Origin of the sequence: Ancylobacter terrae, from assembly GCF_045108345.1 — a bacterium.
Taxonomy (GTDB): Bacteria; Pseudomonadota; Alphaproteobacteria; order Rhizobiales; family Xanthobacteraceae; genus Ancylobacter.
The window spans coordinates 211,862-225,655 of sequence record NZ_JBJGXH010000002.1; the positions used below are offsets into that span (position 1 = coordinate 211,862).

Sequence of the window (13,794 nt, forward strand, 5' to 3'; positions counted from 1 at the left end):
AACGTCCGCATGTACGCGAGATTAGGCTCGGCGTGCCGGCGGAACGCTTCGAGAGGGTTTCATCACGATGTCCAATTATGATCGCAACGTCTCGGCGCGGATCGGCGCGACGGCGACGCGCACGGAAGCTGCGGTCGATCAGGGCCTCCGCAGCTATATGCTCCGCGTCTACAACTATATGACGCTGGGCCTTGCCATCACCGGCGCGGCCGCGCTCGGCATCTACATGCTGTCCGTGACCACCGATCCCAGCCAGGCCGTGGGCCAGGTCGCCGGCGGCATCATGCTGACGCAGTTCGGCGCGACGCTGTTCACCAGCCCGCTGAAGTGGGTGGTGATGTTCGCCCCGCTGGCCGCGGTTTTCTTCCTCAGCTTCCGCGTGGAGCGCATGAGCGTCTCCGCGGCGCAGGGCGTGTTCTGGCTCTATGCGGCGCTGGTCGGCGTCTCGCTGTCGACGATCTTCCTCGTCTACACGCATGACAGCATCGTGCGGGTGTTCTTCATCACCGCCGCCTCCTTCGGCGCGCTGAGCCTGTTCGGCTACACCACCCAGCGCGACCTGTCGGGCATGGGCTCGTTCCTGATCATGGGCCTGTTCGGCATCATCATCGCGAGCCTGGTGAACATCTTCCTCGGCTCGACGATGCTGCAGTTCGTCATCTCCGTGGTCGGCGTGCTGGTGTTCGCGGGCCTCACCGCCTACGACACCCAGCGCATCAAGGAGATGTACTTCGCCGGCGACGACGACGTGGTGGCCGGCCGCAAGGCGATCATGGGCGCGCTCGCGCTCTACCTGGACTTCATCAACCTTTTCATGATGCTGCTCCAGCTGTTCGGCAACCGCAACAACAGCTGATCGCCATCACGGCGGATCGACGATCGAGGCCCCGGCATCCGCCGGGGCCTTTTTCGTGGGCGCCTTGAAGGCTCGACGGGAGGCCCTTCGCGCGACGTCGACTGCGGCGTGGCGGTTGAACCGGCCGGCGCTGCGGGTGTAGGCACCTCCCAGCGCCCTCCCGGATCCCTCGCCGCCCGCCATGCCCGCTTCCGCTTCCTCGTTCCCACCGGTGCCGGCCGACGCCAGCGTCGCCCTGCGCCCCGCCCGAGCCGACGACATCCCGGCCATCACGGCGATCTACGCCCATGCCGTGCGCTTCGGAACCGCCTCGTTCGAGATCGATCCGCCGGACGAGGTCGAAATGGTCCGTCGGATGGGCGCGCTTATCGCGGGCGGCTATCCCTATATCGCCGCCGAGGCGGCCGGCCGGCTCATCGGCTATGCCTATGCCGGCCCCTACCGTGCCCGGCCGGCCTATCGCACCACGGTGGAGAATTCGGTCTATGTGCAGCCCGGCCTCACCGGCCGCGGCATCGGCCGCCGCCTGCTGGAGCGCCTCGTCGCGGAAGCGGCCGAAGCGGGCTTCCGGCAGATGATCGCGGTGATCGGCGACAGCGCCAACGCCGCCTCGATCGGGCTGCACGCCGCGGCGGGCTTCCACCCCGTCGGCACGCTCGAATCGGTCGGCTTCAAGGCCGGCCGCTGGCTCGACACGGTGCTGATGCAGCGCCCGCTCGGCCCGGCCGACACCACGCCGCCCTGACCGGCGTCAGTTCACCGCCCGCAGCGGCTTGTCCAGGACGGCGATGACGCGGGCGAGGTCGTGGCCGCGCTTGAGGATCAGCCCGGTCTGGGACACGACGCTGTAGGCGCCCTGCCGCCGGGCGAGAGCCGGATCCTTCTCGATCCGGTAGATCGGGTATTCGGTGGAGCGCCGGAAGATGGAGAAGACAGCCCGGTCCTTCAGGAAATCGATGGCGTAGTCGCGCCATTCGCCGATCGCCACCATGCGCCCGTAGAGATCGAGGATGCGGTCGAGCTCGCGCCGGTCGAATGTCACGCAGACGGGGCGCTCGGCGAGCGCGCTCCCGCCGGCGGGAAACCTTATAGGGTCGATATCCGCCACACGGCCCTCCCCGGCTTGGCCGGCCGGCCGCGCGTCGCGTTCCGGGCGCCCGTCATAACGCCGACATGATCGCGCCGGTCGGCCACGGGGGCAAGCCTTGTCGGCCCACAATCCGACCGCCGACGGGGAATCACGGCCTCGTCATCCGAAATCATGAAGTCGCCCGATTTCAGCCCTTGCAACGCCCCCGCCAGCGACCATCTTCACATCATAAGCAACGGGCCGGCAGGCGAAAGCGCCCCGGTTTCCCAGCCCCCCAGCCCCCCCGTGGCGTGGTGCGTGCCGGCCGGTTGCCACGTAGGTTCAATCCCCCGATTGACCTTTCAGGGCCGGCTCTCAGCCGGCCCTGTTTTTTTGCGCTCGGAAGAATGCGGGCAGCGCCGGCGCAAGGCGCGCCGGCAACTCAAGGCATGGGGAGTGTCAGGGCGCGGGGCGGGTCAGGGCGTGGGGCTTGCCGGCGCCGGCGGGAATTTTGCGGTCTCTTCCTTGGGCAGCGCCATCACGCCGGCACCGACGATAGCCCCCGGCGTGCCGGGCGTCCCGCGCTGCACCAGCACCGCGACGGCGTCGATGCCGTCCGCCATGAAGGCGGCCACCGGCGTCTCGAACTGAGCCGCGGCCCCATTCCAGTCGCCGAGCTTGACCCAGCGCCGCACCACATTGTGGTAGGTGACCTGCTTGCCCTCGTTCTCGCCGCGCCCGATCGCCACGGTGACGCTGGAGGCGAGCGGGCAGAGCCACACCTCGCCGCTCGCGCTTCCCGCCCCGACGCCGACCGCGAGCTTGCCCTCGGTGACCGCAAGCGCGACCGGAACGCTCGGCGGAACCGCCGACTGCACGGCCGTCTCGACCGCCGGACCGTCGCTGCCCACCGCCATCGCGACGCCGTTCACCACCACCTGGGGAGTAAACATCCGCCCGTCGCCACGCAGTCGCGCATAGGCCTTCTGGCGCATCGAATGGCCGTGCTTGGCCAGCGTGTCCTTCCAGCCCAGATAGTCCCAGTAATCGACGGCGAGGGTGAGCGCGATCACGTCCGGCCGTTTCGCCGTCATGTCGCTGATCAGCTTGTCGGCCGGCGGGCAGGACGAGCAGCCCTGGCTGGTGAAGAGCTCGACAACGGCTTTCGGGGCGGTCGTGGACGTCGTATCCGGGGACTGCGCCTGCGCGCCGCCCGCGAGGACCAGCGTGGCCATCATGCCGAACCCGGTCAGCGCACATGCCCGCGCGCCGACGATGCGCCCTATCGATCCTGCCATGTCCGAACGCGGCGTCCTTCTGCGCAACCGGGGAAAACCAGCCTACGCAATAGGGCGGCGCCGGCCGCGGCACCAGTCACATTCGGGTGTCGCACGCCGGCGTGAGCGGGCCCGGCGGCATGGCCGCCGGGCACTGAGCGATCAGGCCGCGAGATTGCGCAGCACATACTGGAGAATGCCGCCATTGCGGAAGTAATCCAGCTCGTCCAGCGTATCGATGCGGCAGGTCAGCGGCACGTTCTTCACCGTGCCGTCGGCGAAGGCGATCTCGGCGACCAGCGTCTGGCGCGGCTTGAGGTCGCCCTCGATGCCCTTGATGGTCACCACCTCGTCGCCCTTGATGCCGAGCGACTGCCAGCTGTCGTCGTTCTGGAACACCAGCGGCACGATGCCCATGCCGACGAGGTTCGAGCGGTGGATGCGCTCGAAGCTCTGGGCGATGACGGCGCGGATGCCGAGCAGCTTGGTGCCCTTGGCCGCCCAGTCGCGCGAGGAGCCGGTGCCGTATTCCTTGCCGGCGAAGACGACTGTCGGCACGCCCTCGCTCTTGTAGAGCATGGCGGCGTCGTAGATCGGCATCTCCGTGCCGTCCGGCCAATGCTTGGTGAAGCCGCCTTCCTTGCCGCCCAGCATCTGGTTCTTTATGCGGATGTTGGCGAAGGTGCCGCGCATCATCACCTGGTGGTTGCCGCGCCGCGTGCCGTACTGGTTGAAGTCGGCGGGCCGCACCTGATGGTCGCGCAGATAGTGGCCGGCCGGGCTCGCTTCCTTGATCGAGCCGGCGGGCGAGATGTGGTCGGTGGTGATGGAATCCAGGAACAGGCCCATCACCCGGGCACTGATGATGTCCGTCACCGGCTCCGGCTTCATCTCCATGCCCTCGAAATAGGGCGGGTTCTGAACATAGGTGGAGCGGTCGTCCCAGGCGTAGGTCTCGCCCTTCGGCACGGCGATCTTCTGCCAGTTCTCGTCGCCCTTGAAGACGTCGGCGTACTTCTCCTGGAACATCTTCTTGGTGACGTTCTCACGGATGAAGGTCGCGATCTCCTGGTTCGACGGCCAGATGTCCCGGAGATAGACCGGCTTGCCGTCCGAACCCGTGCCGAGCGGCTCGGTGGTGAGGTCGATCTGCAGCGAGCCGGCCAGCGCATAGGCGACGACGAGCGGCGGCGAGGCGAGGTAGTTCGCCTTCACGTCCGGGTTCACGCGGCCCTCGAAATTGCGGTTGCCGGAGATCACGGCGCCCGCGACGAGGTCGTTCTTGTTGATGGCTTCCGAGATCGGCTCGGGCAGCGGCCCGGAATTGCCGATGCAGGTGGTGCAGCCGAAGCCGACCAGGTTGAAGCCGACGGCGTCGAGGTCCTTCTGCAGGCCCGCGGCGTTCAGATAGCCCTCGACCACCTGGCTGCCGGGCGCGAGCGAGGTCTTCACCCAGGGCTTCGACTTCAGGCCCTTGGCCACCGCGTTGCGCGCGAGCAGGCCCGCGGCGATCAGCACGGAGGGGTTCGAGGTGTTTGTGCAGGAGGTGATGGCGGCGATGGTCACGTCGCCATGGCCGAGCGTGTAGTCGGTGCCTTCCACCGGCACCCGCTTGGCGGCTTCGCCCGCCTTCTTGAACTCGCCTTCCAGCGCCGCGAGGAAGCCGGCCTTGGTGCCGGAGAGCAGCACGCGGTCCTGCGGGCGCTTGGGGCCGGCGAGCGAGGGCAGCACCGAGGAGATGTCGAGTTCGAGCACGTCGGTGAACACCGGGTCCGCGGTGCCGGCGTGGCGCCACATGCCCTGCGCCTTCGAATAGGCCTCGACCAGCGCGATCCGCTCGGGCTTCCGGGCGGTCTCGTCGAGATAGGCGATGGTCTCGCTGTCGACCGGGAAGAAGCCGCAGGTCGCGCCGTATTCCGGCGCCATGTTGCCGATGGTGGCGCGATCGGCGAGCGAGAGGTGGTCGAGGCCGGGGCCGAAGAACTCGACGAACTTGCCGACCACGCCCTTCTTGCGCAGCATCTGCGTCACCGTCAGCACGAGGTCGGTGGCGGTGATGCCCTCGTTGAGACGGCCGGTCAGCTTGAAGCCGATCACTTCGGGGATGAGCATGGAGACCGGCTGGCCGAGCATGGCCGCCTCCGCCTCGATGCCGCCGACGCCCCAGCCGAGCACGCCGAGGCCGTTCACCATGGTGGTGTGGCTGTCGGTGCCGACGCAGGTGTCGGGATAGGCGACGGTGGTGCCGTCCTCATCCTTCGTCCACACCGTCTGGGCGAGATATTCGAGGTTCACCTGGTGGCAGATGCCAGTGCCGGGCGGCACCACGCGGAAATTGTCGAAGGCCGACTGGCCCCATTTCAGGAAGCGGTAGCGCTCCTGGTTCTGCTTGTACTCCTCCTCGACATTCTTGCCGAAGGCGGCGTTGTCGCCGAAGAAGTTCACGATCACCGAATGGTCGATGACGAGATCGACCGGCACCAGCGGGTTGATGCGCTTGGGATCGCCGCCGAGGTTCACCATGGCGTCGCGCATGGCGGCGAGGTCGACCACCGCCGGCACGCCGGTGAAGTCCTGCATGAGCACGCGCGCGGGGCGGTAGGCGATCTCGCGCTCATCCTTGCCGCGGTTCACCAGCCAGTCCTTGATCGCGACGATGTCGTTCTTCGTGACGGAGCGGCCATCCTCGAAGCGCAACAGGTTTTCGAGCAGCACCTTCATCGAGAAGGGCAGCGCGGAGACCCCGTCGAGGCCGTTCTTCTCGGCATCGGGGAGGCTGTAATAGGTGTAGGTCTTCGAACCGACGGTAAGGGTCTTGCGGCTCTTGAAGCTGTCGAGCGACGTCACGGCAGGCTCATCCCCGATTGCGGTGGCGGGATTGGCGCGCCTCCCGCGATGAGCGGAACTCGGAGAGCCGGGACCTTGGAGGTCGGCCGTGTGGCAAGCTATAGCTCGCGCACGCCGAAGCTTTCCACCGAGGCTTCCCTTGGGATGGCGCGTCGTTGCGATTTCTATATAGAGCCATTTCAAACACCGATCATAGGGGGGTTGATGCAATGCATCGCCGATTTGTGCATTGCGCTTACCGCCTAAGCCGAACGTCGCAGCACCCGGAACCGCGGCATCATGCGCCTCGTCGCTGAAGGGCTCGGCTGCGCCCGCGGCGCCCGTCTCCTGTTCGAGGGGCTGGACTTTTCGGTCGAGGCCGGCCGCGCGCTGGTCGTCACCGGACCCAACGGAACCGGCAAGTCCTCCCTGCTGCAGATCCTCGCCGGCCTTTCCCGCCCGCTCGCCGGCACCGTTCGCCTCGAGGGCGGCGATCCCGATCTGGCGCCCGGCGAGCAGGCCCATCATCTCGGCCATGCCGACGCCCTGAAGGCCGCGCTGAGCGTCACCGAGAATCTCGCCTTCTGGCGCGCCATCCTGGGCGAACCGGCGCTCGGCATCGCCGACGCGCTCGAGGCGGTGGGCCTCGGCGCGCTGGCGCGCCTGCCGGTCGGGGTGCTCTCCGCCGGCCAGCGCCGCCGCCTCGCCATAGCCCGGCTTCTCGTGGTGCGGCGCCCGCTCTGGCTGCTGGACGAGCCGACCACGGCGCTCGACGTCGAGGGACAGGCGCGTTTCGCCGCACTGGCGCGCGCCCATCTCGCCGATGGCGGCCTCGTCGTCGCCGCCACCCATGCCCCGCTCGATTTCGGGCCGGCCGACGCGCTGCAGCTCGGCGCGGCAACGGCGCAGGTGACCTCATGAGCGGCGCCTTCCTCGCCCTGGTCCGGCGCGACCTCGCCCTCGCCCTGCGCGCCGGCGGCGGGGCCGGCCTCGGTGCCGTCTTCTTCCTCGCCGTGGTGGTGGTCACGCCCTTCGCCATCGGGCCGGATCTCAACCTGCTCGCCCGCATCGGCCCGGCGATCCTGTGGATCGGCGCGCTGCTCGCCTCGCTGATCGGCCTCGACCGGCTGTTCGCGGCCGACGCGGAAGACGGCTCGCTCGACCTGTTCCTCACCGCGGACCTGCCGCTGGAACTGGTCGCCGCCGCCAAGGGCCTCGCCCACTGGATCGCCACCGGCCTGCCGCTGGTCCTCGCCGCACCGGTGCTGTCGCTGCTGCTCAACCTCGAGCCGACCGCGATCGCCGCGCTGGTCGTGACGCTGCTGGTGGGAACGCCAGCGGTCACCTTCCTCGGCCTGATCGGCGCCGCCTTCGCCTGCATCTTCCGCCGCGGCGGTCTGCTGGTGGCGGTGATCGTGCTGCCGCTCACCATCCCGGTGCTGATCTTCGCCGTCGCCGCCACCACCGCGGCGGTCACCGGGCCCGTGCCCTTCGGCGCGCCGTTCCGCATCCTGCTCGGGCTGTCGCTCGGGTCGCTGGTGTTCGGCCCGCTCGCCGCCGCCGCCGCGCTGCGCCTGACCCGCGGCTAGCCGCCGGAACCGCACCTGCGGCAGCGCTGCTGCTGCAATGCGCCGCAGGCATCGCAAAACCTTCCCGCGCAAGCCCTTTCGGCGGCCTGCGAAGCGTGGGGGTCGCTGCGTCATCTGTACCCACACATCCCGCGCCGCATCGTGTTGCAGCACGGGGGAAGCCGTGTTAGGGAACCGCCGACTTGTCCGGGGGCCGAGGGGCAGGCCCGCTCCCTCCGGCACATTGAAATCCTTGCAATCCCAGGAACCGGCCGCGCCCGATTTCGGTCGGCGGCACGCCCGGGACGAGCCCGAGAGAGGCACGGTGGCGGAGACGATCGTATCCGGTGTGGCGGGACGCTACGCGACGGCTCTGTTCGAGCTGGCGCGTGAAGTCGGCGCCATCGACGCGGTGAAGGCGGATCTCGACCGCTTCGCCGCCCTCATCGCCGAGAGCGACGACCTGAGGCGCCTGGTGCGCAGCCCGGTCTTCACCTCCGAGGAGCAGGAACAGGCGGTCGCCGCCGTTCTCGACCGGGCGGGCATCGCGGGCATCGCCGGCAACTTCCTCAAGACCGTCGCCGCCAATCGCCGCCTGTTCGCGGTCGAGGCGATGATCCGCGACTACGCCGCCCTGGTGGCCACGGCCAAGGGTGAGGTCGTCGCCGAGGTCACGGTCGCGCAGCCCCTTTCCGATGCCCATGCGGCGACGCTCAAGGAAGCGCTCGACGCCCTGACGGGCAAGGACGTCAAACTCGCCGTCGAGGTCGATCCCTCGCTCCTCGGCGGTCTCAAGGTCAAGCTCGGCAGCCGGCTGGTCGACGCTTCTCTCAAGACCAAGCTCAACTCGATCCGGCATGCGATGAAAGAGGTTCGCTGATGGATATCCGCGCCGCTGAAATTTCCGCGATCCTCAAGGAGCAGATCCGGAACTTTGGCCAGGAGGCCGAGGTCTCCGAGGTCGGTCAGATTCTCTCCGTCGGCGACGGCATCGCGCGCGTCTACGGCCTCGACAACGTCCAGGCGGGCGAGATGGTCGAGTTCGAGAGCGGCGTGCGCGGCATGGCGCTGAACCTCGAGCTCGACAATGTCGGCGTCGTGATCTTCGGCTCCGACCGCGAGATCAAGGAAGGCCAGACCGTCAAGCGCACCGGCGCCATCGTCGACGTGCCGGTCGGCAAGGGCCTGCTCGGCCGCGTCGTCGACGCGCTGGGCAACCCGATCGACGGCAAGGGCCCGATCGAATCCACCGAGCGTCGCCGCGTCGACGTGAAGGCGCCGGGCATCATCCCGCGCAAGTCCGTGCACGAGCCGATGCAGACCGGCCTCAAGGCGATCGACGCGCTGATCCCGATCGGCCGCGGCCAGCGCGAGCTGATCATCGGCGACCGCCAGACCGGCAAGACCGCCGTGGCGCTCGACTCGATCCTCAACCAGAAGCCCCTGAACGCCGGCGACGCGCCCGAGAGCCAGAAGCTCTATTGCGTGTATGTCGCGGTCGGCCAGAAGCGCTCCACCGTCGCGCAGTTCGTGAAGGTGCTCGAGGAGCAGGGCGCGATGGACTATTCCATCGTCGTCGCCGCCACCGCGTCCGACGCCGCGCCGATGCAGTTCCTCGCGCCGTTCGCCGGCACCGCCATGGGCGAGTTCTTCCGCGACAACGGCATGCACGCGCTCATCATCCACGACGACCTGTCCAAGCAGGCCGTGGCGTATCGCCAGATGTCGCTGCTGCTGCGCCGCCCGCCGGGCCGCGAAGCCTATCCGGGCGACGTGTTCTATCTCCACTCGCGCCTGCTCGAGCGCGCCGCCAAGCTCAACGACGAGAACGGCGCCGGCTCGCTGACCGCCCTCCCCGTCATCGAGACGCAGGCGAACGACGTCTCCGCCTACATCCCGACCAACGTGATCTCGATCACCGACGGCCAGATCTTCCTCGAGTCCGACCTGTTCTACCAGGGCATCCGCCCGGCGGTGAACGTCGGCCTCTCGGTCTCGCGCGTGGGCTCCTCGGCGCAGATCAAGGCGATGAAGCAGGTCGCCGGCAAGATCAAGGGCGAGCTCGCCCAGTACCGCGAGCTGGCGGCCTTCGCCCAGTTCGGCTCGGACCTCGATGCCTCGACCCAGAAGCTGCTGAACCGCGGCGCCCGGCTCACCGAGCTGCTGAAGCAGTCGCAGTTCGCGCCGCTGAAGGTCGAGGAGCAGGTGGCGGTGATCTATGCCGGCACCAACGGCTATCTCGACAGCCTGCCGGTGTCCAAGGTCGGTGCCTTCGAGCAGGGCCTGCTGCTGTTCCTGCGCACCAACCACCAGGACATTCTGGACGCCATCCGCACCTCCAAGGAACTCTCCAAGGAGACCACCGAGAAGCTCGTCAAGGCGCTCAACGCCTTCGCGAAGACCTTCGCCTGAGCCGCAGCGGAACGCCGGGAAGCCCATGGCCAGCCTCAAGGATCTGCGAAACCGCATCGCTTCGGTGAAGGCGACGCAGAAGATTACCAAGGCGATGCAGATGGTCGCCGCCGCCAAGCTGCGGCGCGCCCAGTCGGCCGCCGAGGCCGCCCGTCCCTATGCCACGCGCATGGAGACGGTGCTCGGCAACATCGCCAGCGCCGTGGCCGGCGGCCCCGACGCGCCGCTGCTGCTGACCGGCACCGGCAAGGATCAGGTGCACCTTCTTCTGGTGCTCACCGCCGAGCGCGGCCTGTGCGGCGCCTTCAATTCCTCGATCGTCCGCCTTGCCCGCGAGCGCGCCCAGTCGCTGCTCAACCAGGGCAAGACGGTCAAGATATTCTGCGTGGGACGCAAGGGCTACGAGCCGCTGAAGCGCCAGTTCGAGAAGAATATCATCGAGGTGGTGGAGCTGCGCTCGAACAAGGGCGTCACCTTCGCCGACGCCCAGGCCATCGCCGGCAAGATCGCCGATCTCTATGCGGCGGGCGAGTTCGACATCGCCACGCAGTTCTATTCGCGCTTCCAGTCGGTCATCTCGCAGGTGCCGACCGCGCAGCAGATCATCCCCGCGACCTTCCCCGATGCCGGCACCGCCGGCGCCCCCGCGGCGGATTACGAGTATGAGCCGGGCGAGACCGAGATCCTCGCCGACCTGCTGCCGCGCAATCTCGCGGTGCAGATCTTCAAGGCGCTGCTCGAGAACGGCGCGTCCGAGCAGGGCGCCCGCATGAGCGCGATGGACAACGCCACCCGCAACGCGGGCGACATGATCAAGAAGCAGACTTTGACCTACAACCGCACCCGCCAGGCGATGATCACGAAGGAACTGATCGAGATCATCTCCGGCGCCGAGGCGCTGTGAGGCAGGACGGGAAAGGACGACGAACATGGCTAAGGTCGGACGCATCACGCAGGTCATCGGCGCCGTCGTCGACGTGCAGTTCGAGGATCACCTGCCCGAGATCCTGAACGCGCTCGAGACCAGCAACAACGGCGCGCGCCTCGTGCTCGAGGTCGCCCAGCATCTCGGCGAGAACACCGTGCGCACCATTGCCATGGACTCCACCGAGGGTCTCGTGCGCGGCACCGAGGTGACCGACACCGGCGGGGCGATCTCCGTGCCGGTGGGCGATGCCACCCTCGGCCGCATCATGAACGTCATCGGCGAGCCGGTGGACGAAGCCGGCCCGCTGGTCGGCGAGAGCCGCCGCGGCATCCACCAGCCGGCCCCCTCCTATGCCGACCAGTCGACCGAGGCCGAGATCCTCGTCACCGGCATCAAGGTGGTGGACCTGCTGGCGCCCTATTCCAAGGGCGGCAAGGTCGGCCTGTTCGGCGGCGCCGGCGTCGGCAAGACCGTGCTGATCATGGAGCTCATCAACAACATCGCGAAGGCGCACGGCGGCTACTCCGTGTTCGCCGGCGTCGGCGAGCGCACTCGCGAGGGCAACGATCTCTACCACGAGATGATCGAGTCCAAGGTGAACGTCGACCCGCACGAGAATGGCGGCTCCTCGGCCGGCTCCAAGTGCGCCCTCGTCTACGGCCAGATGAACGAGCCGCCCGGCGCCCGCGCCCGCGTCGCGCTGACCGGCCTCACCGTCGCCGAGCACTTCCGCGACCAGGGCCAGGACGTGCTGTTCTTCGTCGACAACATCTTCCGCTTCACCCAGGCGGGTTCGGAAGTGTCGGCGCTGCTCGGCCGCATCCCCTCGGCGGTGGGCTACCAGCCGACGCTGGCCACCGACATGGGCCAGCTGCAGGAGCGCATCACCACGACCAACAAGGGCTCGATCACCTCGGTGCAGGCCATCTACGTGCCGGCCGACGACCTGACCGACCCGGCGCCGGCCGCCTCCTTCGCCCATCTCGACGCGACCACCGTGCTGTCGCGCTCGATCGCCGAGAAGGGCATCTACCCGGCGGTGGATCCGCTCGATTCGACCTCGCGCATTCTCTCCCCCGCCATTCTCGGCGAGGAGCACTATCAGGTCGCGCGCCAGGTCCAGCAGACCCTCCAGCGCTACAAGGCGCTGCAGGACATCATCGCGATCCTGGGCATGGACGAGCTCTCGGAAGAGGACAAGATCACCGTGGCCCGCGCCCGCAAGATCGAGCGCTTCCTCTCGCAGCCCTTCCACGTCGCCGAAGTCTTCACCGGCTCGCCCGGCAAGCTCGTCGACATCAAGGACACCATCAAGGGCTTCAAGGGCCTCGTCGAGGGCAAGTACGACCACCTGCCGGAGCAGGCCTTCTACATGGTCGGCACCATCGAAGAGGCGATCGAGAAGGGCAAGAAGCTCGCCGCCGAGGCGGCGTGATCGCGGCCTGACCCGCGGGCGGAACGCAGGTCGCGCTCCGCCCGACATACCGATGCCGCCCGAGGGGCGCCCTTTCTGCAGGGCACTGCCCCGCAAGGAGAGTTGAGATGGCCGCAACCTTCCCGTTCGAACTCGTCTCGCCCGAGCGCCTGCTCTATTCGGGCCAGGTGACCGAGGTCATCGTGCCGGGCACGGAAGGCGAGTTCGGCATCATGGCCGGCCATGCCCCGTTCGTGTCGACGCTGAAGCCCGGCATCCTCGTCATCAAGGGCGATGGCGCGCCGCGCAAGCTGTTCGTCCGCTCCGGTTTCGCCGAGGCCAATCCGAAGGGCCTCACGGTCCTCGCCGAAGCCGCGACGCCGCTCGAGGAACTGCACGCCGACCACCTCGCCAAGCTGATCAAGGATGCGGCCGAGGATGTCGAGGACGCCCGCGACGAGGCGACCCGCCTGCGCCGCCAGTCCGACCTCGACCAGCTCCGCGCCGCCGCCCTGGCGCTGGAGACCGAAGGGCGTTCGCCGCACTGAGCGCGCTCTTCCGCGGCCCGACCCGCCGCGCCGGTGGCATCGCCGGGCGGAAGATGATCTAGTTCCCGGCATTGCACCGGCCGCTCGTCCGAGAGACCGGTTTCCGGCCGGCACCCGCGCGACGGCGTCCGGCATTTTCGCGATGCGGTGAGGACGATGCTGCCTTCAGCGGATGCAACGGTCGAGGCGGAGCGCGGGCGCTCCGAGGCACCGATCCGCGCGCGCATCCTCCAGGCCATCTTCGAGCGCCGGCTCATGCCGGGAGAGAAGCTCACCGAGGAGCGCCTCGCCGGGCTGTTCGGCGTGAGCCGCACCGTGGTGCGTCAGGCGCTGGCCCGGCTGGCGCAGGATTCCATCGTCGTGCAGCACCCCAATCGCGGCGCCTTCGTCGCGGCCCCCAGCCGGGCCGATGCCGCCCATGTGCTGGCGGCGCGCACCGTCGTCGAGCCCGAGATCGCCGCCATGGTCGCCCGCGCCTGCGATTCGGCCGTGCTGGCGCGCCTCGAAAGGCACGTCGCGGACGAGGATGCCGCCCGCACCGACGGCGATCGTGCCGCGCTGATCCGGCTGACCGGCGAGTTCCATGTGACGCTCGCCGAACTGAGCGGCAATCCGGTGTTCGCGCGCCTGCTCACCGAGCTGCACGCGCTGAGTTCGCTCGCCATCCTGCTCTATGCCCGGGGCGAGCACGATTGCTGTCCCGAGAACGAGCACCGGTCCATCGTCGCGGCGATCGGACGGGGCGAGGCCTCGCGCGCGGCGGAGCTGATGCGCACGCATCTGCGCCATGTCGGTGCGGAAATGGACCTTGCCGAGCCGGCGCGGCCCGCGCGGACCCCGACGACTCCCGCCGCATCCCCCGCCCCGCCCGTGCGGGCCCCCAAGCCGTAGCCAGC

General features: G+C 68.6%; 13 protein-coding genes. 10 read left to right on the forward strand and 3 right to left on the reverse strand.

The genetic code is table 11. From position 1 onward, the window contains the following. Window positions 1-67 precede the first annotated feature (67 nt). A complete protein-coding gene (locus ACEUEL_RS15265; protein WP_405707147.1) occupies window positions 68-856 on the forward strand; it encodes a Bax inhibitor-1/YccA family protein in 789 nt (262 codons plus the stop codon). A 181-nt stretch (window positions 857-1,037) separates the two neighbouring features. Next, entirely contained in the window at window positions 1,038-1,601 is a 564-nt protein-coding gene (locus ACEUEL_RS15270; RefSeq protein WP_405707149.1) for a GNAT family N-acetyltransferase, read from the forward strand. A 6-nt stretch (window positions 1,602-1,607) separates the two neighbouring features. Here ACEUEL_RS15270 and ACEUEL_RS15275 read toward each other — a convergent pair whose 3' ends face one another. The 3 genes from ACEUEL_RS15275 to acnA form a co-directional block, all read right to left on the reverse strand. Continuing rightward, the gene (locus tag ACEUEL_RS15275) at window positions 1,608-1,964 is read right to left on the reverse strand and encodes a DUF2794 domain-containing protein (RefSeq protein ID WP_405707150.1); all 357 of its coding nucleotides are present in this window, start codon (window positions 1,962-1,964) and stop codon (window positions 1,608-1,610) included. A 437-nt stretch (window positions 1,965-2,401) separates the two neighbouring features. Then, a complete protein-coding gene (locus ACEUEL_RS15280; RefSeq protein ID WP_405707152.1) occupies window positions 2,402-3,223 on the reverse strand; it encodes a DUF1223 domain-containing protein in 822 nt (273 codons plus the stop codon). A gap of 141 nt (window positions 3,224-3,364) precedes the next feature. After that, complete coding sequence (acnA, locus tag ACEUEL_RS15285; RefSeq protein ID WP_405707154.1) at window positions 3,365-6,049, reverse strand: aconitate hydratase AcnA; 2,685 nt, start codon at window positions 6,047-6,049, stop codon at window positions 3,365-3,367. A gap of 279 nt (window positions 6,050-6,328) precedes the next feature. Here acnA and ccmA point away from each other — a divergent pair, with 279 nt between their 5' ends. From ccmA to ACEUEL_RS15325, 8 genes are all read left to right on the forward strand, one after another. After that, window positions 6,329-6,949 (forward strand): heme ABC exporter ATP-binding protein CcmA, encoded by a 621-nt coding sequence (gene ccmA, locus ACEUEL_RS15290; RefSeq protein ID WP_405707156.1) that lies wholly within the window; start codon window positions 6,329-6,331, stop codon window positions 6,947-6,949. Beyond that, the gene (gene ccmB, locus ACEUEL_RS15295; RefSeq protein WP_405707157.1) at window positions 6,946-7,617 is read left to right on the forward strand and encodes a heme exporter protein CcmB; all 672 of its coding nucleotides are present in this window, start codon (window positions 6,946-6,948) and stop codon (window positions 7,615-7,617) included. Before ccmA ends, ccmB begins: the two co-directional genes overlap by 4 nt. A 304-nt stretch (window positions 7,618-7,921) precedes the next feature. Then, window positions 7,922-8,476, forward strand: a complete 555-nt coding sequence (locus tag ACEUEL_RS15300; RefSeq protein ID WP_405707159.1) for a F0F1 ATP synthase subunit delta — start codon at window positions 7,922-7,924, stop codon at window positions 8,474-8,476. Then, a complete protein-coding gene (gene atpA, locus ACEUEL_RS15305; RefSeq protein ID WP_405707161.1) occupies window positions 8,476-10,008 on the forward strand; it encodes a F0F1 ATP synthase subunit alpha in 1,533 nt (510 codons plus the stop codon). The genes ACEUEL_RS15300 and atpA overlap by 1 nt, the downstream gene beginning before the upstream one ends. A gap of 25 nt (window positions 10,009-10,033) precedes the next feature. Further along, window positions 10,034-10,912, forward strand: coding sequence for a F0F1 ATP synthase subunit gamma (locus ACEUEL_RS15310; protein ID WP_405707163.1), 879 nt, complete (start codon window positions 10,034-10,036; stop codon window positions 10,910-10,912). Between the two features lie 25 nt (window positions 10,913-10,937). Beyond that, complete coding sequence (atpD, locus tag ACEUEL_RS15315; protein ID WP_405707165.1) at window positions 10,938-12,371, forward strand: F0F1 ATP synthase subunit beta; 1,434 nt, start codon at window positions 10,938-10,940, stop codon at window positions 12,369-12,371. 107 nt (window positions 12,372-12,478) lie between these two features. Further along, window positions 12,479-12,898: a F0F1 ATP synthase subunit epsilon gene (locus ACEUEL_RS15320; protein WP_405707167.1), complete on the forward strand. Its 420-nt coding sequence runs from the start codon at window positions 12,479-12,481 to the stop codon at window positions 12,896-12,898. 156 nt (window positions 12,899-13,054) lie between these two features. After that, window positions 13,055-13,789: a GntR family transcriptional regulator gene (locus ACEUEL_RS15325; RefSeq protein WP_405707169.1), complete on the forward strand. Its 735-nt coding sequence runs from the start codon at window positions 13,055-13,057 to the stop codon at window positions 13,787-13,789. The last annotated feature ends 5 nt before the right edge of the window (window positions 13,790-13,794 follow it).

Coding starts and splice junctions, on each gene's coding strand:
- ccmB (WP_405707157.1), top strand. CDS start 6,946: ATGAGCGGCGCCTTCCTCGCCCTGGTCCGGCGCGACCTCGCCCTCGCC.
- ACEUEL_RS15265 (WP_405707147.1), top strand. CDS start 68: ATGTCCAATTATGATCGCAACGTCTCGGCGCGGATCGGCGCGACGGCG.
- ACEUEL_RS15320 (WP_405707167.1), top strand. CDS start 12,479: ATGGCCGCAACCTTCCCGTTCGAACTCGTCTCGCCCGAGCGCCTGCTC.
- ACEUEL_RS15310 (WP_405707163.1), top strand. CDS start 10,034: ATGGCCAGCCTCAAGGATCTGCGAAACCGCATCGCTTCGGTGAAGGCG.
- ccmA (WP_405707156.1), top strand. CDS start 6,329: ATGCGCCTCGTCGCTGAAGGGCTCGGCTGCGCCCGCGGCGCCCGTCTC.
- ACEUEL_RS15270 (WP_405707149.1), top strand. CDS start 1,038: ATGCCCGCTTCCGCTTCCTCGTTCCCACCGGTGCCGGCCGACGCCAGC.
- atpA (WP_405707161.1), top strand. CDS start 8,476: ATGGATATCCGCGCCGCTGAAATTTCCGCGATCCTCAAGGAGCAGATC.
- atpD (WP_405707165.1), top strand. CDS start 10,938: ATGGCTAAGGTCGGACGCATCACGCAGGTCATCGGCGCCGTCGTCGAC.
- ACEUEL_RS15280 (WP_405707152.1), bottom strand. CDS start 3,223: ATGGCAGGATCGATAGGGCGCATCGTCGGCGCGCGGGCATGTGCGCTG.
- ACEUEL_RS15325 (WP_405707169.1), top strand. CDS start 13,055: ATGCTGCCTTCAGCGGATGCAACGGTCGAGGCGGAGCGCGGGCGCTCC.